Genomic DNA, 20,581 nt, shown 5'->3' with positions numbered 1-20,581 from the left:
AAACTGCCGCTCACATCCTGTTGTCTCCGGCGCGGTCGGCGTGCCAGTATCGACGCATCCGGGCAGGCCCGGCGCGCACGCGGCCGGGCACCCGAGGGGCGGCAGTCTGCGCAGATACCGGCATCGCGTCGTGCCGGAGATGCCGGGCGCGCGCGGCCCCGAGTCGTACCGCGGCCAGGAGGACAATCAGATGTTGCGCACCAGATTCACCGAGATGTTCGGTATCGAGCACCCGATCGTGCAGGGCGGCATGATGCACGTCGGCCGGGCCGAACTCGTGGCGGCGGTCGCCAACGCCGGCGGACTCGGTTTCATCACCGCGCTCACCCAGCCCACCCCCGACGATCTGCGGCGCGAGATCGAACGCACCCGCGAGCTCACCGACAAGCCGTTCGGTGTCAACGTCACGATCCTGCCCTCGATCAACCCGCCGCCGTACGAGGAGTACGCCAAGGCGATCATCGACTCCGGCGTGAAGATCGTCGAGACCGCCGGTAGCAACCCCGAACCCTTCCTGCCCCACTACAAGGCGGCCGGAATCAAGGTGCTGCACAAGTGCACCAGCGTGCGGCACGCGCTCAAGGCGCAGAAGATCGGCGTCGACGGCGTCAGCATCGACGGCTTCGAATGTGCCGGACATCCCGGTGAGGACGATGTGCCCGGCCTGATCCTGATCCCCGCCGCCGCCAAGGCCCTGGAGATCCCGATCGTCGCCTCGGGTGGCTTCGCCGACGCCCGCGGTCTGGTCGCCGCGCTGGCGCTGGGCGCGGACGGCGTGAACATGGGCACCCGCTTCCTGTGCACCGCGGAATCGCCCGTGCACCAGAAGGTCAAGGAGCAGATCGTCGCGCATACCGAACGCGACACCCAGCTCATCTTCCGCACCATGCGCAACACCGCGCGGGTGGCGAACAACGAGATCAGCCGCAAGGTGGTCGAAATCGAGGCCGCCGGCGGCGTTTTCGAGGATGTGCGCGATCTGGTCGCCGGCGCGCGCGGCCGCCGGGTCTTCGACGAGGGCGACCTCGACGCCGGCATCTGGTCCGCCGGTCAGGTGCAGGGTCTGATCGACGACATCCCCACCTGCGCCGAGCTGATCTCGCGCATCGTGGAGGAGGCCGAGACGCTGATCAACGCGCGGCTGACCTCCCTGATCGCCTGACGATCCACGTCGCGACGACGCGAGCCACGGCCGACGCACGGTCGTGGCTCGCCCGCGCCGCGCCGGTCGCCCCTTCACCCGATGTCGAGTTCTCGGCATAATCGCATCCGAACCCGGGCGTCGTGCGGGTGAGCACCGGATGCGGGGAGGAAGTTGTGGTGGGGCACCGGGAGCGGATCGGCACCATGACGGATGCGGCAGTGGCGGCGGTCGCCCGGTTGCTCGGCACCGGACCCGAATCAGTCTCGGCCACAGTTCCTTTCACCGATCTGGGGTTGACCTCCGCCCAGCTCGCCCGCCTCACCGCCGTTCTGGAAGACGCACTCGGCGTGGAGATTTCGCTGACCGATCTCTACGACCACCCCGATATCGACCGACTCGTCGACCATCTCGAGTTGCGATGACGATATCCGGACATCGCATGCCGCCGATTTCGATCATCGGAATCGGCTGCCGGCTTCCCGGCGCGTCCGGGGTGAACGAGTTGTGGCGGCTGCTGATCGAGGGCCGCGACGGTACCGGCGCGCCACCGCCGGATCGCGACGGCGCCGGCCGGGGCGGCTATCTGCCCGCGATCGCCGACTTCGACAACGACTGGTTCGCGATCTCCGATCGCGAAGCGGCACTGATGGATCCGCAGCAGCGGCTCGCCCTCGAGGTGGCCGTCGAGGCGATCGACGACGCCGGAATCGGATATCGCCTCGGTGGCTCGAATGCGGCGGTGCTGTTCGGCGCCTGCGGATTCGACCACGGCGCCGTCGTCCTGGGCGCCGGCGGCCGGGACGCGCCCTACGCGGTCACCGGCTCGGCGCTGAGCATCATCGCCAATCGGCTCTCCTACACCCTGGATCTGCACGGGCCCAGTGTGGTTCTCGACAGCGCCTGCTCGTCGTCGCTGGCGGCGGTGGATCTCGCGATCCGGCTGCTGGCCGACGAATCGGTGCCCTTCGCCATCGTCGGCGGGGTGAATCTGGCACTGCTGCCGCATACTTCGCACTATCTGGCCCAGGGCGGCTTTCTCGCACCCGACGGCCGATGCAAACCGTTCGACGCCGCCGCCGACGGCTATGTGCGCGCCGACGGCGCCACCGTGCTGGTCCTGCAGCGCACCGCCGACGCGCAGCGCGAGGGCAACCGCTGCTACGCCGATATCCTCGGCGCCGCAGTGGGTTCCGATGGCCGGTCGAACGGTCTGTACGCGCCCAACGGGCGTGCCCAGCAGCAGGTCATCCGCGCGGCCTGGGCGCGGGCCGATCTCGACATCCGCTCCGCGGGATACTTCGAATGCCACGGCACCGGCACTCCGGTCGGCGACGCCGTGGAGGTCGACGCCCTGGCCACGGCACTGGGTCCCGCCGACGGTGCGGTGAAGCCGTTCATCGGCTCGATCAAAGCGAATATCGGCCACCTGGAGGCGGCGGCCGGTGTCACCGGGCTGGCCAAGGTCGCGCTGAGCCTGCGGCACGGAATCATCGTGCCCACCATCAACTTTCAGCGGGAGAATCCGCTGCTCCGGCTGTCCGAGCGCGGATTGCGGGTACCCACCGAACCGATGGACTGGACCGCCGATCCGGGTGTGCTGCGCTGCGCGGGAGTCAGCTCGTTCGGATTCGGCGGCACCAACGCGCATGTGGTCGTGCGGGAATCGGCGCCCGCGCCCGTGCGCGATCTCGCGACGCCGGTGCTGATCGGCCTCACCGGGCGCGACGATGCCGAACTGCGCGCCACCGCCGATCGGTGGGCGTGTGAACTGGCGGCCGAGGCGCTGCCGTTGGCGGCGCTCGCCGGGGCCGGGCGCGCACTGCCCCAACCGATCCGGGGCGCGGTACTCGCCGACGATGCCGACGAGGCAGCCGATGCGCTGCGCACCCTCGCTCGCGGATCCGGGTCCGCACCCGCCGTACTCGGCGTCGGCGGCCGACGGCGTGGCCGGGTGTTGTTCCTGTTCTCCGGGCAGGGCGGGCAACATGCCCGAATGGGCCGGGAGCTGGCGGCTCGCTATCCCGAATTCGCCCGGGCGCTGGCGGAGGCCACCGATGCCGTCGTCGCCGCCGGTGGCCCGCGGGTGTGGACGCCGCGGCACGGATTCTCCGAGAGCGTGGCGGCCACCGACACCGTGCAACCGGCGTTGTTCGTCTATCAGGTCGCCCTGGCGCGCCTGCTGGCGGCGTGGGGGATCGAACCCGATGGGGTGACCGGGCACAGTCTCGGCGAAATCGCCGCCGCCGTGACCGCCGGGGCGCTGTCGCTGGGCGATGCCGCACATCTGGTCACCGAACGCGCGCGGCTGCTCGGCCGGCTCGATGGCCAGGGGACCATGGCGTTGCTCGAGGCGACACCGGAGCAGGCGCGGCGCCTGGTCGAGCCGCTACGCGCGGAGGTCGCGGTCGCCGCGGTGAACGGTCCACGCGCAGTGGTGGTTTCGGGCAGCACGCGCTATATGGAGACGCTGCTGCGCCGGGCCGAGCGGCGGCGCTACTACACCCGGCAGGTGCCGGTGGATTTCGCCGCGCACAGCCCGCAGGTGGAATCGCTGCTCGACGACTTCACCCGCATCGTGCGCCCGCCGGTCCCCCGGACGCCCCGCGTTCCGGTGTTCTCCACCGCACGTGCGGGCGCGATCATCGAATCCGACGCCATGGATATCGGATACTGGATCGACAATCTGCGCGGAACCGTGGAATTGGATGCCGCCGTCGACGCCGCCCTGGACCGCGGCTATACCGCGATCGTGGAGATCTCCCCGCATCCGGTGCTGGCCCCGGCGGTGCGCGAATATCCGGAGCTGGCCGATGCGGTCTTCCCGGCCGCCGATCGCGACGGCGAGGCCACCACGCTGCTGCGCACGGTGGGCGCGATGTACGTGCGGGGCCGGACCGTCGACTGGTCGGTGCAGGGGCCGGCCGCCGAGCCGGTCTTCGAGCGTATCTGGCGGCGGAAGACCTTCCCCCTGCTCACCCGTACCGCCGCCGACCCCGCGATCGAACGGCTGGACGACCACGTGGTGGACGGTGTGCCCACCGTACCTGCGGTGTATTGGGCACGGCGACTGCTGAATTCGGTACCGGGAACGACTCGGCTGGCGGACTTCTCCCTCGCGGAGCGAACGGATATCGCCGACCTGGCGGAGGTCGGCTACCAGGTCGGAGCCGACCTACGGGTGGTTCTCGGACCGGTGACGGTGGCCACCGCCCGGGTCGGCGCCGCGGCCACTCCGGCCGAGATACTGGCCTGGATGCGGCTGGTCGATCACCATCGCGCGGCCACCGACCGGCCGGCCGTCGATGTCGACGGGTTCTATTCGGATCTGCGACGGCGCGGCCTCGAATACGGTCCCGGATTTCGCCTGCTGCGCACCATCCGGGCCGGAAACTCCGCGGCTGTCGGTGCTTTCACCGCCACTCCGGTGACGACCGCCGCCCTCGACGGCTGCCTGCAGTTGATCGCCGCGGCGGCACGGGATCTGCTGCCCCCCGACGGTCCGGCCCTGCCCATCGGCATCGGGTCGGTGTGGATCTCCGATGTCCCACAGGTCCTGCTCACCGAGGCCTGCGCGGTCGTGCGGGAGCGCGCGGATACCGAGTTGGTCTGCGACGTGATCGCACTCGATCAGCAGGACGCACCGGCCGTGGCCCTGCTCGGTGTGCGAATCCGATTCGCCGGAAGGACTTCCGGTGCCGCGGCGCAGCAGCCGGCCGACCTCCCGCGAGCGATCGGCACCATCCCGTTTCCACAGCTCGCACCCTCGGCGCGAACGGCGACCTACGACCCCACGGTGGCGACCGCACCCGAGTGGGCCGCCTCGATTCTCCGCGAGGAGTACTGGGTTCCGATCACGGAAGAGGGTCCCGCGGTTGCGCATGCGCCCATCGCCCGCGCGCTCGTGGTCGGCGAATCGGATCTGGCCACCGCCGTGACCCGTGTCCTCGACCGCCGGGTGCCGACCCAGCGGGTCGCCCGCGAACCCGGCGCCGCCGCCGCACTACTGGAGGCGGCCGCCACCGGGCACGCCGATACCGCGATCGTGCTCGTCTGGCCACAGCCGTCCGGAAACCGCCACGGCAGTACCGCACCGGCCGCCGATACCGGGCGGGCCCTGCAGGTGCTGCAGCGCGCTGTCGCGGCCCGCGCCACCACGTCGGTGACAGTCGTACTGCGGGATCCGGCGACCTCGGAACAGAGTGCGGTCGCAGCCCTGGTGCGCAGCGTGCAGCTGGAGTCGGGCCGGGCGATACGCCTGGTGTGGTCGGACGGGGACGATCCCGGCGTCCTGGGTGATCTGGTGCTCGGCCGGTCCGGTCCCGATGAGGTGCGTGTCGAGGGAGCGACCGTCCACAGTCGCCGCTTCCGTCCGCTGGGCGGGGAACCCGCCAGCGTCCCGATTTCACCCGAAGGCACCTACGTGGTCACCGGCGGGCTGGGAGCATTGGGAGCGGCGGCGGTGCGCTGGCTGCTCGATCAGGATGCCCGTGATGTGGTGGTGCTGACGCGCACGCCCCGGCCGCTGCCGCCGTTGCTCGAGGGCGCCGAGGATCGAGTCGTCGTGGTGCGCTGCGATGTCGCCGACCGCGCCGATCTGGCCAACGCGCTCAACGACATTCGGGCCTGCGGGTCGACCGTCCGCGGCCTGATCCACGCCGCCGGCACGCTACAGGACGCCGAATTCGACGCTGTCACACCGGAATTACTGGCCCGGAATTTCGAACCGAAGGTCGATGCGGCGATCTCCCTGCTGGCGTTGACCGCCTGCGATCCCATCGACTTCACCCTGCTGTTCTCCTCGGCCACCGGACTGCTCGGCGCTCCCGGGCAGGCGGCCTACGCGGCGGCGAATGCGGCGGTGGACGCTGCGGCACGGGGGGCGCGTGGTCGTCCGGTGATCAGCATCGCCTGGGGCAGTTGGGATTCGGGGCTGGCCCGCGTGGCCGGCGGTGCCGACCATCTCCGCGATGCCGGAATCACACCGTTCGATGTCGCGCGGGGTCTGGCCGTGCTGTCGGCGGTGGTCGGCCGCCCGCGGTCGGTCGTGCTGGCGCTCGACTACACCGCCACCGGAGATACGTCCCCGGTGGGCTCGAGGCTACGGACCGTGCTGTCCCCCGATTCGATACCGGCGGTCCCGGCCCGTCCCGGTGCCGATACGGTCGCCGGCCCCGAGTCGCTGCCCGAGTCGGCGACGCCGCCGATCGGCGACGATATCCACCGAATCGTGCGGGCCACCGTCGCGGGCACGCTGGCCCGCCCGGTCGAATCCGTCGATCCGAACGCGGATTTCGCGACTCTGGACCTCTCCTCGCTGCTCGCCATCGATCTGCGCCGGCGCTTGGAGAGCCGGCTCGGGATCCGCATCGCGACCACCGAACTGTTCGAAAACCCCTCCGTCACCGCTTTGTCGGCAGCCCTCGCCGTGAAGGTGCCGCGGCAGGAGACACCATGATCGATGTCCTGGCGGCGGCCGTCGCCGACCGCGCCGTACTCGCCCCCGACGATCCGGCGGTCACCGCACTGTCCTATCCGGGTGGGAGATGTACCGGGGCGACGCTGTCGACGGCGGAGTTGCACAGTGCCGCCGGTGATCTGGCGGCCGCGATCCGCGAGCGCACCGCACCCGGCGATCGAGTCGCGATTCTGTGCGAGCACGGCCTCGACTATGTCATCGCATTTCTCGCCTGTCTCTACAGTGCCCGCACGGCGGTGCCGCTGTTTCCGGTCACGACGGGCCGTCACGAACAGCGGCTGCACGCGATCCTGAACGACGCTCGCCCACGCCTGAGCCTGGTCTCCTACGGCGCGCGCCTCCCCCACACCGAAGACCTGCCGATGCTCGGTGAACTACTCGCCGTCGATGTGCACGCCCGCTCCGACAGTGTCGTGCTGGATCGGATCGGCCCGCATCCCGCCTATCTGCAGTACACCTCGGGCTCCACCACGTCACCGGCGGGCGTGGAGATCTCGCACGCCAATCTGCGGGCGGCGCTGGATCAGTTGCGGGGCAGCCTGGAGGTGGTCAACCATCGTCCGTTGGTGAACTGGCTGCCGTTCTTCCACGATATGGGTCTGGTCTTCGCGCTCGCGCTGCCGCTGTACACCGGTGTGCACGCGATCACGCTGCCGCCGGCGGAGTTCGCCAAACGCCCGATCCGCTGGTTGCGCGCCTGCAGCGACTACCGCGCCGGCGCCACGGCAAGTCCGAATTTCGGCCTGGCACTGGCGGTGTCGGGCACCAGCGCGGAGCAGCGCGCGGAACTCGACCTGTCCGGCCTGGATCTGCTGCTCAACGGCGCCGAACCGATCCGGGCCGCCGCTCTCGCCGCGTTCACCAACACCTTCGGACCGCACGGCTTCCGGCATCGCGCCCATACCGCCGGCTATGGATTGGCGGAGGCGACCCTGGCGGTCACCATCTCCGCGGCGCACGCCTCGCCGATCTGTCTCGAATTCGACCGGACCGAGTTGAGCCGTGGCCGGGCGGTGCCCTCGGCGCCCGACGGTGACGGCGTCGCCCTGGTCGACTGCGGTATGCCGGCGGGGCAGACGATGCGCATCGTCGATATCGAGACGCTCCACCCACTACCCGACGATCGGGTGGGGGAGATCTGGGTGCAGGGTCCGAATATCGGCGCCGGCTACGCCGGGCTGCCCGCCCGGACCGAAGCCACCTTCGGCGCGGTACCGGCCGGGGAGTCCGGATCGTGGTTGCGCACTGGCGATCTGGGTTTCGTCCACGACGACGGGCTGTTCATCGCCGGGCGACTGCGGGACACGATCGTCATCGACGGCGGCAATCACTTCCCCGCCGATATCGAGGCGACCGCCGCGGGCGCGGCACCCGAATTGCGGACCGGGCATATCGCGGCCTTCGGTATCGATACCGGCGAGCGCGAAATCCTGGTGGTCGTGGCCGAGGCCCGGCCCGGCCAGATCGATGCGGCCGATATCGCCCGTCGGATCCGGACGGCGGTATCGAGCGGTCACGGGATCACCCCGGCGGAAGTCCTGATCGTGGCGCGCGGTGCGATTCCGAAGACATCGAGTGGAAAGGTGCGACGCGGAGCGTGTCGCGACCACTACCGCGCCGGAGGCTTCACGACGGTGACGACGAACGACAGCCGGGCATCCCTATTCGGGATCCCGGCCGAGTAGCCGATCGGTCTCGCGCCGTTCCCGTTTGGTGGGCCGACCCGAGCCACGGTCGCGCTTGGGCATAGCGGCGACGATCTCGGGGGAGGGCGGCGGCGGACTCTTATCGATGAAGCATTGCGTCGCAATCGAAGCGCCGACGCGTTTGGCGACCAATCGGACCACGACGACGATGCGCTCGATTCCGGCATTGCGGACCCGCACCTCATCACCAGGCTTGATCTGATGAGCGGGTTTGACGGCTGTACCGTTGACACGCACATGACCGCCGCGACATGCGGTGGCCGCAGCGGATCTCGTCTTGAACAGTCGGACAGCCCAAATCCAGGAATCGACCCGGACCGAAGCTGGTTCTGCCTGTGTCAGTTTCGCTCCTCACACTAGGCCCGGTGGATCACCACCGGGCCGTGCGTGGGCGTGAGCGTGAAACGACTCAGGAAACGCGACGTGCGGTGACGATCGAATCGGGATCCAGATGCGCGTAGCTGACGGTCTCACCCGACTGCGGCGCCTGAAGGATCTTGCCATCTCCGGCGTACATGGCCACATGGCCGCCGCCGTTCTGGATGACGAGGTCGCCGGGCTGCAGTTCCTGGAACGCCACCGGCTTGCCGACGTGCGACTGCTCGAAGCTCGTCCGCGGCAGCGCAATTCCGGCCTGCTTGTACGCCCACTGCACCAGACCGGAGCAGTCGAAGTTCGACGGACCGGAGGCGCCCCAGACGTAGTCGGAGCCGATCTTGCTGCGAGCCGCATCGAGCGCGACGTCGCCGATGCCGTGCTGCTGTTGCTGCGGCTGGCTGAAAAGCCCACCCATGGGGTTCGGCGCGGCGTTGGGGAGGCCGGGCGCGATAGCCTGCGAGCTCAGCGCCTTCTGAGCCCCTTTGATCTGGTCGGCGTGATCGGCGAGGGCCTGGTTGACCTGGCCCACCTGCTGATCGAACTCCGGGGCTACCGGAACGTCGAAGTTGCCGATGCCGGGAACATTGATCGTGGCCGCCATCGCCGGAATCGCCGGGATCGCACCGGTAGTCGCCGCGACCGCGCCGAAGACCATTGCACCCTTGACGGAATTCGGCAGCCGAGATTCCCGTTGCAGACTGTGTTTACCCACCGAGCTGAGTCTCCTGTTTCTTCCTTGCCCACGCGCCGACCGAGTTAGCTGACGGGTTCGGACCGGGAAGATCGGCCCTACCCCATCGACCTTGCGACCGAAGAGGATTCACCCCAGAAACCTGGGTCCCCGGTTCAGCGATCGAGCTGCCCACCCGATTGCTGATTAGGCGGTGACTATACGGGCCGCCCCTCCAATGAAGCGACATACTCCGCGAAGTCACGAAGAGATTACGACGGCACGGGGATGTTGTCCACCCCACAGCGCGGCGTGTCCGCCCGCGTGTCACCAAAAGGCCAGGACCACCCCCGATTACCGGCCGGCGAACCCAGTCTGCTACAGCAGGTCACAGGTCGACATCCGGCACGCTGCCCTGTTATCGAATCGAGTCGCCGCGGCGTTACACCCGAATCGGTCATTCCGCCGCCCCGCGACGAGCGACCACCTGCTCCAACGCCTCGATGCGCCGATGCGCCTCGGCCAGTTCGGCTTCCAGCCGGCCCAGCGCGATCACCAGCGGACCGACCGCCAGATCGGCCACCAGCTGCGGATCGTCGTATCCCTGCGCGATCGCGCCGAGGATATTGTCTCGAATGCGCAATGCGACCGGAGCGTCCTCGGGCACCTCCCAGGACCCGACCACGGCGGCCACCGTGGGATCCGACCGGTCCCCGGACTGCTGATCTCCCGAATCGGTGGACATGACCCTCCTGCGGACAATCCGGACTCCGAACAGTGACCAGCCTAGAGATCTCACCGGCGTCCCACCGATTCCGCGGGCAACCCCATTCGACTGGATAGCGCAATCTAGGACATCCCGTATATATCCCGAGATTTCGGGGAGAACGGGCTACGGTGTCAGGGCATGGACCCCGTGCGGAATCCGTATGCCCCGGGCGCCGGTCAGCGCCCACCCGAACTCGCCGGGCGTGACAAGCAGCTCGACACTTTCGATGTCGTCCTCGAGCGGATCTCCCGAGGCCGGCCCGAACGCAGCGTGATGCTCACCGGTCTGCGGGGCGTCGGAAAGACGGTGCTGCTCAATCAACTCCGTTCCACGGCGCGCTCACGCGGCTGGGGTACCGGAAAGCTGGAGGCCCGGCCCGACCAGGAGTTGCGGCGGCCGCTGGCCTCGGCACTGCACATGGCCGTACGCCAGATCGCGGTCGCGCATCGCAATCCCGAGATGGTCGACGATTTCCTCGGCATCCTGAAGGCGTTCGCGCTGCGCGCGACGGCCGACAAGGGCATGCGCGAGCGCTGGCAGCCTGGTATCGACGTGCCGGCCGTCACCGGACGCGCGGACTCCGGCGATATCGAGATCGATCTGGTGGAGTTGCTGCTGGAGGCCGCGCAGCTGGCCCGCGATATCGGCGTCGGCATCGCCGTGTTCATCGACGAGATGCAGGATCTCGGCCCCGCCGATGTCTCCGCCGTGTGCGGCGCCTGCCACGAATTGAGCCAGGAGACAGCGCCTCTGATCGTGGTCGGCGCGGGCCTCCCCCATCTGCCGGCGGTCCTCTCCGCCTCCAAGAGCTATTCCGAGCGACTATTCGGCTATCACCGCATCGACCGACTCGATCGCGATTCCGCGGACCGCGCGCTGATCGCGCCGGCCGAGCGCGAGGCCGTGGAATTCACCGAGGAAGCACTGAAGTCCTTATACGACAAGGCAGATGGATACCCCTATTTCGTTCAGGCCTACGGTAAGGCCACCTGGGATGTCGCGGCCCGCAGTCCGATCGGCGCCGACGATGTCGAGTTGGCGGCGCCGGCGGCCGAGGAGGAACTAGCGGTGGGATTCTTCGGCTCCCGCTATGAGCGAGCAACACCAGCCGAGCGGGAGTACATGCGCGCGATGGCCGATCTGGCCGGAGATGACGGACCAGTGCCGACCGCGGCCGTCGCGAAGGAACTGGGGCGCAAACCGGCCTCCCTGTCCCCGGCGCGGGACGGCCTGATCAAGAAGGGGCTGATCTACTCCGCCGAGCGGGGCACGATCGGCTTCACAGTGCCGCATTTCGGACGATATCTCCGCGGTGTGCAGTAGTCGGCCCGATTTCCTCACCGCCAAGGGCTACCGGCGAGTAACTCAGACTCCTACACTTTAATGTGATCCCGGTCACGTTCTAGGAGGTCTCATGGCGACAGCAGCGAAAGTCCACGCCACCGAAGAACAAGCCCGCGCACTGGTCGAGGAGTCGCGCGAAAGCACCTGGGCCAAACCGTCGTTCGCCAAGCAGATGTTCCTCGGGCGGTTCCGGCTCGATCTGATCCATCCATACCCCCGGCCGGGCGCCGAGGACGCCGAACGGACCGAGGCGTTCCTGCGCCGATTACGGGCCTACTGCGAGACCCTCGACGGCTCGGTGATCGAAGCCGAGGCGAAGGTCCCCGCCGACTACGTGCGCGGACTGGCCGAACTCGGCTGCTTCGGCCTCAAGATTCCGCCCGAATACGGCGGGCAGGGCCTGTCGCAGGTCGGGTACAACCGGGCCCTGATGCTGGTCGGTTCGGTACATCCGAGCCTGGGCGTCCTGCTGTCGGCCCATCAATCGATCGGGGTGCCGGAACCGCTGAAGCTGGCGGGTACCGAGGAGCAGAAGCGCGAGTTCCTGCCGCGCTGCGCGCGGGGCGCGATCAGCGCGTTCCTGCTCACCGAGCCGGACGTGGGCTCGGATCCGGCCCGGATGGCGAGTACCGCCACGCCCACCGCGGACGGAACGGCCTATGAGCTCGACGGGGTCAAGTTGTGGACCACCAACGGCGTGGTCGCCGAACTGCTGGTGGTGATGGCGCGGGTACCCAAGGGCCCCGGACATCGCGGCGGTATCTCCGCCTTCGTGGTCGAGGCGGATTCGGCCGGTATCACCGTCGAGCGACGCAATTCCTTCATGGGACTGCGCGGTATCGAGAACGGCGTCACCCGGATGCATCGGGTCCGGGTCCCCGCGGGCAATCTGATCGGCCGCGAGGGCGATGGCCTGAAGATCGCGCTGACCACCCTCAACGCCGGACGTCTCGCGATTCCTGCACTGTGCGCGGCGGCGGCGAAATGGTCGTTGAAGATCAGCCGCGGCTGGTCGGCCGCACGGGTGCAGTGGGGCCGCCCGGTCGGCGAGCACGAGGCGGTGGCGTCGAAGATATCGTTCATCGCCGCGACGACATTCGCCCTCGAGGCGGTGCTCGAGCTGTCCGGGACCATGTGCGACGAGGGGCGCAACGATATCCGCATCGAGGCCGCGCTGGCCAAGCTGTGGGCCTCGGAGATGAGCTGCCGGATCGCCGATGAACTGGTGCAGATCCGCGGGGGTCGCGGCTACGAAACGGCTGCCTCCCTGCGTAATCGGGGCGAGCGTGCGGTACCGGCCGAACAGTTGGTGCGCGATCTGCGCATCAATCGGATCTTCGAGGGCTCCAGCGAGATCATGCGCCTGTTGATCGCCCGGGAGATGGCCGATGCGCACATGGCCGCGGCCGGTGCGCTCGTGGATCGCCATGCGGCGCTGAAGGACAAGGCCGCCGCCGCGGTCGGCGCGAGCGGTTTCTACGCGAAATGGTTCCCGCAATTGGCGGTCGGCCGCGGTTCGCTGCCGGTGGGCTATGCCGAATTCGGCCCGCTGGCAACGCATCTGCGCTTCATCGATCGGGCGGCCCGCAAACAGGCCCGCGAACTGATGTACGCGATGGCGCGCTGGCAGGCCAAACTCGAATACCGGCAGGGCTTCCTGGGCCGCATCGTCGACATCGGCGCGGAACTGTTCGCGATGTCGGCGGCCTGTATGCGCGCCCAGGCCATGCGGGCCGACCACACCGCCGAGTCCGAAGCGGCCACGGAACTGGCCGATGCCTTCTGCCGGCAGTCCCGGCTGCGGATCGAGGCGGCGTTCGCCGCGCTGTGGGACAACACCGACGATGTCGATACCGCGCTGACCCGCAAGGTGCTCGAAGGCCGCTACGAATGGCTGGAGTCGGGGGTTCTGGACCCCAGCGAGGACACCGGTCCCTGGATCGCGGAGTGGGAGTTCGGCCCCTCGACCGAGGACAATCTGCTCGCCCCGTTCCTGCCCTCCACCCGCGCGGCGGCCGGAACCTGACCGTCGATCGGGAAATCTAGCGGTATCTAGTCAGCATTCTCGATATCGCTAGATTTCCCGATGGAAATTACCTCAGACCAGGTCGCCGAAGAAGATGCGCAGGTCGGCCGCATAGGCCTCGGCCTGATCCATGGCGATGAAGTGATGCCCCGCCGGATTGCCCTCGGGCCAGTGCACGATCTTCGCGGTGCGCTCGGCGAGCCGGCGGATACCGGGAGCACCGCTGTAGACACCGGTCGGGACCACATCCGACCCGGTGGGCCACGCGAATCCGGAGCTGTCGTAGTAGGACCAGGCGGAGCTGCCGAAACTCTGCGTGAACCAGTACAGACTCACGGTGGTCAGCAGCGTGTCCCGGTCGATGGCGTCGCCGAGCGGGCCGGACGCGCTGAAGTCGGTGTATTTCTGCACCATCCAGGCCAGCGCCGCGGCCGGTGAATCGTTCCAGCCGATCGCGAACGTCTGCGGTGCGCTGCGCAGCAGTGCGTGGTGATCCACTCCGTTGACCCAGTCCGCGGACATCATGGCCTCGTAGCCCGCGCGCTCGGCATCGGTCAGGAGCGGCACATCGGCCTCGGTGGGGAAGCCGAGTCCAGCGGTGATGTAGAGACCGCTGACCCGATCCGGGACCGCCTGCGCCATCGCGGTCCCCACATAGGTACCGAAGTCACCACCCTGCACCCCGAAGTGTCGATAACCGAGGCGATCCATCAGTTCCACCCACATCCGGCCGACCCGCTCGGCGCTCCACCCGGTCTCGCTCGGCGCGGCCGAGAAGCCGTACCCGGGCACCGACGGCACGACCACATGGAAAGCGCGGGCGGGATCGCCGCCGTGTGCGCGCGGATCGGCGAGGAGGTCGATGACCTCCGCGAATTCGGCGAACGTATTCGGCCAACCGTGGTTGAGCACCAGCGGCAGGGCATCGGGTTCGGGGGAGCGGACGTGGAGGAAGTGCACGTCCAGACCGTCGATCTCGGTCAGGTACTGCGGAAAGCGATTGAGTTTCGCTTCCTGTGCCCGCCAATCGAATGCACCGCGCCAGTAGTCGGCCAGTTCGCGTACCCGCGCGACCGGCACCCCGCGCCGATCCGCACCGGGCAGTTGCGGCGCCCACCGGGTCTCGGCCAGTCGCCGGTGCAGGTCGTCGAGGTCGCCCTGGGGGATGTCGATGCGGAACTCGCGGATTCGGTTGCTCATGACTCGAACACTATGCGCGCTGTAGGTCAGATCATGACCTAGTTCAGCATCGGATTTTCTATTGCCGTCTAGGAACTAGACTAGATATACGAATATTCACCTGCTCATACCCGCGCGGGGCAGTGCGCGCGACCTGGGATCCCCGTCCGCACAACAATCCGCAGCAGTTGTGCAACTTATGCATAACAGCAGGTTCCAGCGGCTAACACAGCGGCAATAACTAGCGAAATCCGGGCAGGAGCGGACTCTGCTAGGAGGACGTCATGTCCATTCCGATCGCCATCGCCGTCGATCATCGCGATCCGTCCCACGACGGCCACAGCCAGCGCGTCACCGTGTGCGCCGACGACGGCACGCCGTTGGCGGCCCGTGTCGTCGGCGCTCCGACCGCGGCGGTGACGGTGGTTTTCGTGCACGGCCACTGCCTGCGCACCGAATCCTGGTGGTTCCTGCGGGATCAGCTCCTGCGGCAGTGGGGGGCCGACACCCGCATGGTCTTCTACGACCATCGCGGACACGGCGGATCCGGCGCCGCCGATCCGGCGACCTACACCATCGATCAGCTCGGCCACGACCTCGACGCCGTCCTGCGCACTTTGGCGCCGGTCGGCCCGGTCGTACTGATCGGGCATTCGATGGGGGCAATGGTGGTTCTGGCCTATGCCCGGCTGTTCCCGGCAACGATCGGCACGCGCGTGGTCGGGGCCGGACTGATCGCCGGCGCCGCGGCGGGAATCACGACCGTGGGGCTGGGCCGGCTCCTCACCCGGCAGACGGTGACCTCGTTCCGGGTGGCCGTGCGGCGAGCGCCGCGCACGATGCGGGCCTCGAAGCGGCTGGGCCGGCGCCTGTTCGAACCGCTCGTGCGCGAGGCGAGTTTCGGCACCCGGCGGGTGAATCCGCGGATGGCCGCGCTGGCCACCGCCATGCTCAACGACACCCCGCTGCCGACCATGGCGCATTTCCTGGATTCGCTGATCCGCTTCGACGAGACCCCGACCCTGCGTCTGCTCGCCGATGTCCCGACCCTGGTCCTGGGCGGTTCGGCCGACATCCTGGTCCCGTTCGCCCACTCGGTGGTGCTGGCCGCCCAGCTCGGCAGCGCGGAACTGGTGCGACTCGACGGCGCCGGACACAGCGTGATCCTGGAACGCGCCGAGGAGGTGGCCGTGGCGATCGCGGCCCTGGTGGATCGAGCCACCGGAACCACGAGCGCCGCGGTCGCGATCACCTCATCGGTCACGACCGTCGCGCCCCTGGACGGACCCGCATCCGGTCCGCCGCTCGCCGCGGTCGGCTGACGGACGCGCCGACCGCTCGTCGGGACCACGAGGTGACGGACTCTTTTTCCGCTCCGACGAGCCAGAACGCAAAAGATCACGTACTGTGTTGTAGATCACGATGTGCGGTCCGTCACAGATTCGATCTTGCCGTTGGGCTCGACCGGATCACGGTGAACGGCCCGGAGGCACCAGGAGGTTTCGATGACACGCAGTGAGATCGAAGAGCTGCGCTTCGCGGTCGGGCAACTGCGGCAATGCGTCGGCGCGTTGCGAACCCACTACGGGGACGCCAACCCGGTTCGTCGCCTGGAGAACGACCTCGACCGATTGACCATCGATGCCGAGGAGTTCGAGAAGACCCCGCCGCCCGAGGTCGACGCCCGGCGCCAGCAGGAGGTCATCTACGTACCGGACAGCAAGTCCGACGAGGCCGCCTGGATGGGCGCCCAGGACGAGGGCCTGGGCTTCCATTCACGGCCGCGCACCAAGTAACCCAGGATTCACCAGGCGCAGCAGACCGTTGCGGCGGAGCGACTTTCGCCGCGGCGGTGCTGCCGCCCGCCGTGTCCACCCCTACCGCATTCGCGAAGAAGGTCCGAAGTAGCTCGTCATTCACTCACTGCCCAACCCCGGTAGGCGCCCAGAAAATGTGGCGCAAATCATAGGACGAGGCCCCGGTCGATCTTGCCGGGACCGGCCTCGAGTCATAGCTCAGGTGTCGTATGGTGCTCAGCATCACATTCGACGCCGGAGGTAACGATGACGTTCCACGGGGTAGACCAGCGAGGCAGCTTGCAGTGAGCGCAGCACCGACACGCGCCCCCGAGTCGGGCACGGGAGTTTTCAGCAAAGGCCGCGCGGCCATTTCGACACGCACCCTGCGAACCGACAGATGGTGGGTACCACCGCTGCTGACGGTGCTGGGACTGGCCGCATTCATCATCTACGCAACCGTCAGAGCCTTTGTGCGAACCGCATATTGGGTCGACGACTACCACTATCTGACGCCGTTCTACTCACCGTGCGTGAGTACGTCGTGCGTCGAGGGTTCGAGCCACTTCGGGCACTGGGTCGGCAATCTGCCGATGTGGATTCCGCTCGGTTTCCTGGTGTTGCCGTTCCTACTGCTGTTCCGTTTGACCTGCTACTACTACCGCAAGGCCTACTACCGGGCCGTCTGGTTCTCGCCGCCCGCGTGCGCGGTCGCCGAGCCCCATGCGAAATACACCGGGGAGACCCGGCTTCCGCTGATCATCCAGAACGTGCACCGCTACTTCTTCTACGTCGCGGTCATCGTCTCGCTGGTCAACACCTACGACGCGATCATGGCCTTCCACGGCCGGGACGGCGGCTTCGGCTTCGGGCTCGGCAACATCGTGCTGGTCGTGAATGTCGTACTGCTGTGGGCATATACGATCTCGTGCCACTCCTGCCGGCACATCACCGGCGGCCGTCTCAAACACTTCTCCGCACATCCGGTCCGCTACTGGATGTGGACGCAGGTGTCGAAGTTGAACACCCGGCACATGCAACTGGCGTGGACCACCCTGGCCACCCTGGCGATCACCGACTTCTACATCATGCTGGTCGCCAGCGGCACCATCTCCGATCCGCGTTTCATCGGCTGATATCGCCGAATGGCAACGCCTACAGAGCCCAATTCCTCAGTCTCTCAGGAGTATTCGTTTCATGCCTGAAGTCGAACGGCACAAGTACGACGTCGTCGTGATCGGTGCCGGTGGCGCCGGACTGCGTGCGGTGATCGAGGCCCGTGAACACGGTCTGTCGGTGGCGGTGGTGTGTAAATCGCTGTTCGGCAAGGCACATACGGTCATGGCCGAGGGCGGCTGCGCCGCCTCGATGGGCAACGCCAACGAAAAGGACAACTGGCAGACTCATTTCCGCGACACCATGCGCGGCGGCAAATTCCTCAACAACTGGCGGATGGCCGAACTGCACGCCCAGGAGGCTCCCGATCGGGTCTGGGAGCTGGAGACCTACGGTGCGCTGTTCGATCGGACGGCCGACGGCCGGATCAGCCAGCGCAACTTCGGCGGCCACACCTACCCCCGGCTCGCCCACGTCGGTGACCGCACCGGTCTGGAGATCATCCGGACCATGCAGCAGAAGATCGTCTCGCTGCAGCAGGAGGATTTCGCCGAGACCGGTGACTACGAGGCCCGGATCAAGGTGTTCGCCGAATGCACCATCACCGATCTACTCAAGGACGGTGACGCCATCTCCGGCGCCTTCGGGTACTGGCGGGAGTCGGGACGGTTCGTGCTGTTCGAGACACCGGCGGTGGTCCTGGCCACCGGCGGTGTCGGCAAGTCCTACAAGACGACCTCGAACTCCTGGGAGTACACCGGTGACGGGCACGCGCTGGCGCTGCGGGCCGGCGCCTCGCTGATCAACATGGAGTTCCTGCAGTTCCATCCGACCGGCATGGTCTGGCCGCCCAGCGTGAAGGGGATCCTCGTCACCGAAGGTGTCCGCGGTGACGGCGGGGTGCTCAAGAACACCGAGGGCAAGCGGTTCATGTTCGACTACATCCCCGCGGTGTTCAAGGGGCAGTACGCCGAAACCGAGGACGAGGCCGATCAGTGGTTGCGTGATAACGATTCCGCGCGCCGGACCCCGGATCTGCTGCCCCGTGACGAGGTGGCGCGGGCGATCAACGAGGAGGTCAAAGCCGGCCGCGGCACCGAACACGGTGGGGTGTATCTCGATATCGCGTCCCGACTGCCCGCCGACGAGATCCTCAAGCGGCTGCCGTCGATGCATCACCAGTTCAAGGAGCTGGCCGATGTGGACATCACCAAGGAGCCGATGGAGGTCGGGCCCACCTGTCACTACGTGATGGGCGGTATCGAGGTCGATCCCGATACGGGTGCGGCCACCGTGCCCGGATTGTTCGCCGCCGGTGAGTGTTCCGGCGGCATGCACGGATCGAACCGGCTGGGCGGCAACTCGCTGTCGGATCTGCTGGTCTTCGGCCGGCGGGCCGGGCTGGGCGCGGCGACCTACGTGGAAGGGCTGCCACAGCGTCCGGAAGTGTCGGACTCCGATATCGACGCCGCCGCGAAATCGGCACTGGCGCCGTTCGATCCGCCGGCCTCCGGTACCGGCGAGAATCCCTACACCCTGCACACCGATCTGCAGCAGACGATGAACGATCTGGTCGGCATCATCCGCAAGGAGCATGAACTCGAACAGGCCAACGGGCATCTGGGCGAGCTCCGCGATCGCTACGCCAACGTCACCGTCGAGGGGCACCGGCAGTTCAATCCGGGCTGGCATCTCGCACTCGATCTGCGGAACATGTTGCTGGTCAGTGAATGTGTCGCCCAGGCGGCGCTGCTGCGCACGGAGAGTCGCGGCGGGCACACCCGCGACGATCACCCGAAGATGGACGCGGATTGGCGCAACCGGCTGCTGGTCTGCCGGATCGAGCCCGGCAGCGCCGAGGAGACGGTGCCCTCGGTGGTGGTCACCTCGGAGGATCAGAAACCGATGCGCGAGGACCTGCTCGCCCTGTTCGACGTGGGCGAGCTGGAGAAGTACTACACCCCGGCGGAGATCGCCGCCCACCCCGCGGCCGCCGGATCATCCGCGAAAGGCGGTGAGTAACAATGGGTTACGATGCCCACTTCCGCGTATGGCGCGGTGACAACGACAAGGGCGAACTGCAGGACTTCACGGTCGAGGTGAACGAGGGCGAGGTCGTCCTCGACATCATCCATCGCCTGCAGGCCACCCAGGCACCGGATCTGGCAGTGCGCTGGAACTGCAAGGCCGGCAAATGCGGTTCGTGCTCGGCCGAGGTGAACGGCCGCCCGCGGCTGCTGTGCATGACCCGAATGTCGACCTTCACCACCGACGAAGTGGTCACGGTGACCCCGATGCGCACCTTCCCGGTCATCCGCGACCTCGTCACCGACGTGTCGTTCAACTACCAGAAGGCCAGGGAGATACCGTCTTTCACGCCTCCGGCGGATCTGAAACCGGGCGAATACCGGATGCAGCAGCGGGATGTGGAGCGGTCGCAGGAGTTCCGCAAGTGCATCGAATGCTTCCTGTGCCAGAACACATGTCACGTGGTGCGCGACCACGACGACAACAAGGAAGCCTTCTCCGGGCCCCGGTATCTGATGCGGGTGGCCGAGCTGGAGATGCATCCGCTGGACGTGGCCGATCGGCGGGAGGCGGCGCAGGAGGAGTTCGGGCTCGGCTACTGCAATATCACGAAATGCTGCACCGAGGTCTGCCCGGAACATATCAAGATTACCGACAATGCGCTCATTCCGATGAAGGAGCGGGTGGTGGATCGGAAATACGATCCGGTGGTTTGGCTGGGTAATAAATTGTTCCGGCGGTGAAATTACACACGGATATCGGATAACAGAAGATCAGGTAGCCGGTCGGTTCGCCGACCGGCTACAACATTGTCACGACACCGAGCGCGACTACCGCAACCAGTGCTCCTACCAGCAAGGATGAGAGCATGGCTCCGGTCAGCATGTACACCCCGACAGCCGATACCGCGAACAACATTCCAACGATGAGGCGTTCCACCCAGTCGCCC

15 protein-coding genes and 1 riboswitch are annotated in these 20,581 nt (G+C 67.5%); of the genes, 11 read left to right on the top strand and 4 right to left on the bottom strand.

Translation table 11 applies throughout. The features are described 5' to 3' along the window. Window positions 1–190: 190 nt before the first annotated feature. The 4 genes from LKD76_RS01395 (at window position 191) to LKD76_RS01380 (ending at window position 8,305) form a co-directional block, all read left to right on the top strand. Complete coding sequence (locus LKD76_RS01395; protein WP_227979089.1) at window positions 191–1,162, top strand: NAD(P)H-dependent flavin oxidoreductase; 972 nt, start codon at window positions 191–193, stop codon at window positions 1,160–1,162. A gap of 185 nt (window positions 1,163–1,347) precedes the next feature. Then, window positions 1,348–1,566: an acyl carrier protein gene (locus LKD76_RS01390; RefSeq protein ID WP_227979088.1), complete on the top strand. Its 219-nt coding sequence runs from the start codon at window positions 1,348–1,350 to the stop codon at window positions 1,564–1,566. Beyond that, window positions 1,563–6,599: a type I polyketide synthase gene (locus tag LKD76_RS01385; RefSeq protein ID WP_227979087.1), complete on the top strand. Its 5,037-nt coding sequence runs from the start codon at window positions 1,563–1,565 to the stop codon at window positions 6,597–6,599. The genes LKD76_RS01390 and LKD76_RS01385 overlap by 4 nt, the downstream gene beginning before the upstream one ends. Continuing rightward, window positions 6,596–8,305, top strand: a complete 1,710-nt coding sequence (locus LKD76_RS01380) for a fatty acyl-AMP ligase (protein ID WP_227979086.1) — start codon at window positions 6,596–6,598, stop codon at window positions 8,303–8,305. Before LKD76_RS01385 ends, LKD76_RS01380 begins: the two co-directional genes overlap by 4 nt. Here LKD76_RS01380 and LKD76_RS01375 read toward each other — a convergent pair. From LKD76_RS01375 to LKD76_RS01365, 3 genes are all read right to left on the bottom strand, one after another. Beyond that, entirely contained in the window at window positions 8,282–8,668 is a 387-nt protein-coding gene (locus LKD76_RS01375; protein ID WP_227985045.1) for an RNA-binding S4 domain-containing protein, read from the bottom strand. The genes LKD76_RS01380 and LKD76_RS01375 overlap by 24 nt on opposite strands. Window positions 8,669–8,735: 67 nt before the next feature. Beyond that, on the bottom strand, window positions 8,736–9,359 hold the full coding sequence (locus tag LKD76_RS01370; RefSeq protein WP_227979085.1) for a C40 family peptidase: 624 nt from the start codon (window positions 9,357–9,359) through the stop codon (window positions 8,736–8,738). 75 nt (window positions 9,360–9,434) lie between these two features. After that, window positions 9,435–9,598: riboswitch (cyclic di-AMP (ydaO/yuaA leader) on the bottom strand. A 233-nt stretch (window positions 9,599–9,831) separates the two neighbouring features. After that, complete coding sequence (locus tag LKD76_RS01365) at window positions 9,832–10,119, bottom strand: hypothetical protein (RefSeq protein WP_227979084.1); 288 nt, start codon at window positions 10,117–10,119, stop codon at window positions 9,832–9,834. A gap of 162 nt (window positions 10,120–10,281) precedes the next feature. Between LKD76_RS01365 and LKD76_RS01360 the strand changes: the two genes are divergently transcribed. Together LKD76_RS01360 and LKD76_RS01355 are read left to right on the top strand one after the other, a co-directional pair. Continuing rightward, entirely contained in the window at window positions 10,282–11,466 is a 1,185-nt protein-coding gene (locus tag LKD76_RS01360; RefSeq protein ID WP_227979083.1) for an ATP-binding protein, read from the top strand. A gap of 91 nt (window positions 11,467–11,557) precedes the next feature. Then, a complete protein-coding gene (locus tag LKD76_RS01355; protein WP_227979082.1) occupies window positions 11,558–13,513 on the top strand; it encodes an acyl-CoA dehydrogenase family protein in 1,956 nt (651 codons plus the stop codon). Window positions 13,514–13,585: 72 nt separating this feature from the next. Here LKD76_RS01355 and LKD76_RS01350 read toward each other — a convergent pair whose 3' ends face one another. Beyond that, window positions 13,586–14,713 carry an epoxide hydrolase family protein gene (locus LKD76_RS01350; RefSeq protein WP_227979081.1) on the bottom strand — a complete coding sequence of 376 codons (1,128 nt, stop codon included), beginning with the start codon at window positions 14,711–14,713 and terminating at the stop codon, window positions 13,586–13,588. A 263-nt stretch (window positions 14,714–14,976) separates the two neighbouring features. On the opposite strand from LKD76_RS01350, the gene LKD76_RS01345 reads away from it, so the two are divergent. The 5 genes from LKD76_RS01345 to LKD76_RS01325 all read left to right on the top strand — a co-directional run bounded on the left by LKD76_RS01345 (window position 14,977) and on the right by LKD76_RS01325 (window position 20,375). Beyond that, window positions 14,977–16,014, top strand: coding sequence for an alpha/beta fold hydrolase (locus tag LKD76_RS01345; RefSeq protein WP_227979080.1), 1,038 nt, complete (start codon window positions 14,977–14,979; stop codon window positions 16,012–16,014). A gap of 183 nt (window positions 16,015–16,197) precedes the next feature. Then, window positions 16,198–16,488, top strand: coding sequence for an Rv0250c family protein (locus LKD76_RS01340; protein ID WP_227979079.1), 291 nt, complete (start codon window positions 16,198–16,200; stop codon window positions 16,486–16,488). A gap of 305 nt (window positions 16,489–16,793) precedes the next feature. Further along, a complete protein-coding gene (gene sdhC, locus LKD76_RS01335; protein WP_227979078.1) occupies window positions 16,794–17,624 on the top strand; it encodes a succinate dehydrogenase subunit SdhC in 831 nt (276 codons plus the stop codon). Between the two features lie 61 nt (window positions 17,625–17,685). Then, a complete protein-coding gene (locus tag LKD76_RS01330) occupies window positions 17,686–19,626 on the top strand; it encodes a fumarate reductase/succinate dehydrogenase flavoprotein subunit (RefSeq protein WP_227979077.1) in 1,941 nt (646 codons plus the stop codon). Window positions 19,627–19,628: 2 nt separating this feature from the next. Continuing rightward, entirely contained in the window at window positions 19,629–20,375 is a 747-nt protein-coding gene (locus LKD76_RS01325; protein WP_227979076.1) for a succinate dehydrogenase/fumarate reductase iron-sulfur subunit, read from the top strand. Window positions 20,376–20,581: the final 206 nt, after the last annotated feature.

This window comes from Nocardia spumae (assembly GCF_020733635.1).
GTDB lineage: Bacteria > Actinomycetota > Actinomycetes > Mycobacteriales > Mycobacteriaceae > Nocardia > Nocardia spumae.
Note: the sequence above shows the minus strand (reverse complement) of the source record. Positions and strands in the feature narration are given on the sequence as shown.

What these genes read in the sequence shown, in the direction of transcription:
- LKD76_RS01345 (WP_227979080.1), top strand. Translation starts at nt 14,977, where the DNA reads ATGTCCATTCCGATCGCCATCGCCGTCGATCATCGCGATCCGTCCCAC.
- LKD76_RS01325 (WP_227979076.1), top strand. Translation starts at nt 19,629, where the DNA reads ATGGGTTACGATGCCCACTTCCGCGTATGGCGCGGTGACAACGACAAG.
- LKD76_RS01350 (WP_227979081.1), bottom strand. Translation starts at nt 14,713, where the DNA reads ATGAGCAACCGAATCCGCGAGTTCCGCATCGACATCCCCCAGGGCGAC.
- LKD76_RS01385 (WP_227979087.1), top strand. Translation starts at nt 1,563, where the DNA reads ATGACGATATCCGGACATCGCATGCCGCCGATTTCGATCATCGGAATC.
- LKD76_RS01390 (WP_227979088.1), top strand. Translation starts at nt 1,348, where the DNA reads ATGACGGATGCGGCAGTGGCGGCGGTCGCCCGGTTGCTCGGCACCGGA.
- LKD76_RS01360 (WP_227979083.1), top strand. Translation starts at nt 10,282, where the DNA reads ATGGACCCCGTGCGGAATCCGTATGCCCCGGGCGCCGGTCAGCGCCCA.
- LKD76_RS01365 (WP_227979084.1), bottom strand. Translation starts at nt 10,119, where the DNA reads ATGTCCACCGATTCGGGAGATCAGCAGTCCGGGGACCGGTCGGATCCC.
- LKD76_RS01330 (WP_227979077.1), top strand. Translation starts at nt 17,686, where the DNA reads ATGCCTGAAGTCGAACGGCACAAGTACGACGTCGTCGTGATCGGTGCC.
- LKD76_RS01370 (WP_227979085.1), bottom strand. Translation starts at nt 9,359, where the DNA reads ATGGTCTTCGGCGCGGTCGCGGCGACTACCGGTGCGATCCCGGCGATT.
- LKD76_RS01395 (WP_227979089.1), top strand. Translation starts at nt 191, where the DNA reads ATGTTGCGCACCAGATTCACCGAGATGTTCGGTATCGAGCACCCGATC.
- LKD76_RS01340 (WP_227979079.1), top strand. Translation starts at nt 16,198, where the DNA reads ATGACACGCAGTGAGATCGAAGAGCTGCGCTTCGCGGTCGGGCAACTG.
- LKD76_RS01380 (WP_227979086.1), top strand. Translation starts at nt 6,596, where the DNA reads ATGATCGATGTCCTGGCGGCGGCCGTCGCCGACCGCGCCGTACTCGCC.
- LKD76_RS01355 (WP_227979082.1), top strand. Translation starts at nt 11,558, where the DNA reads ATGGCGACAGCAGCGAAAGTCCACGCCACCGAAGAACAAGCCCGCGCA.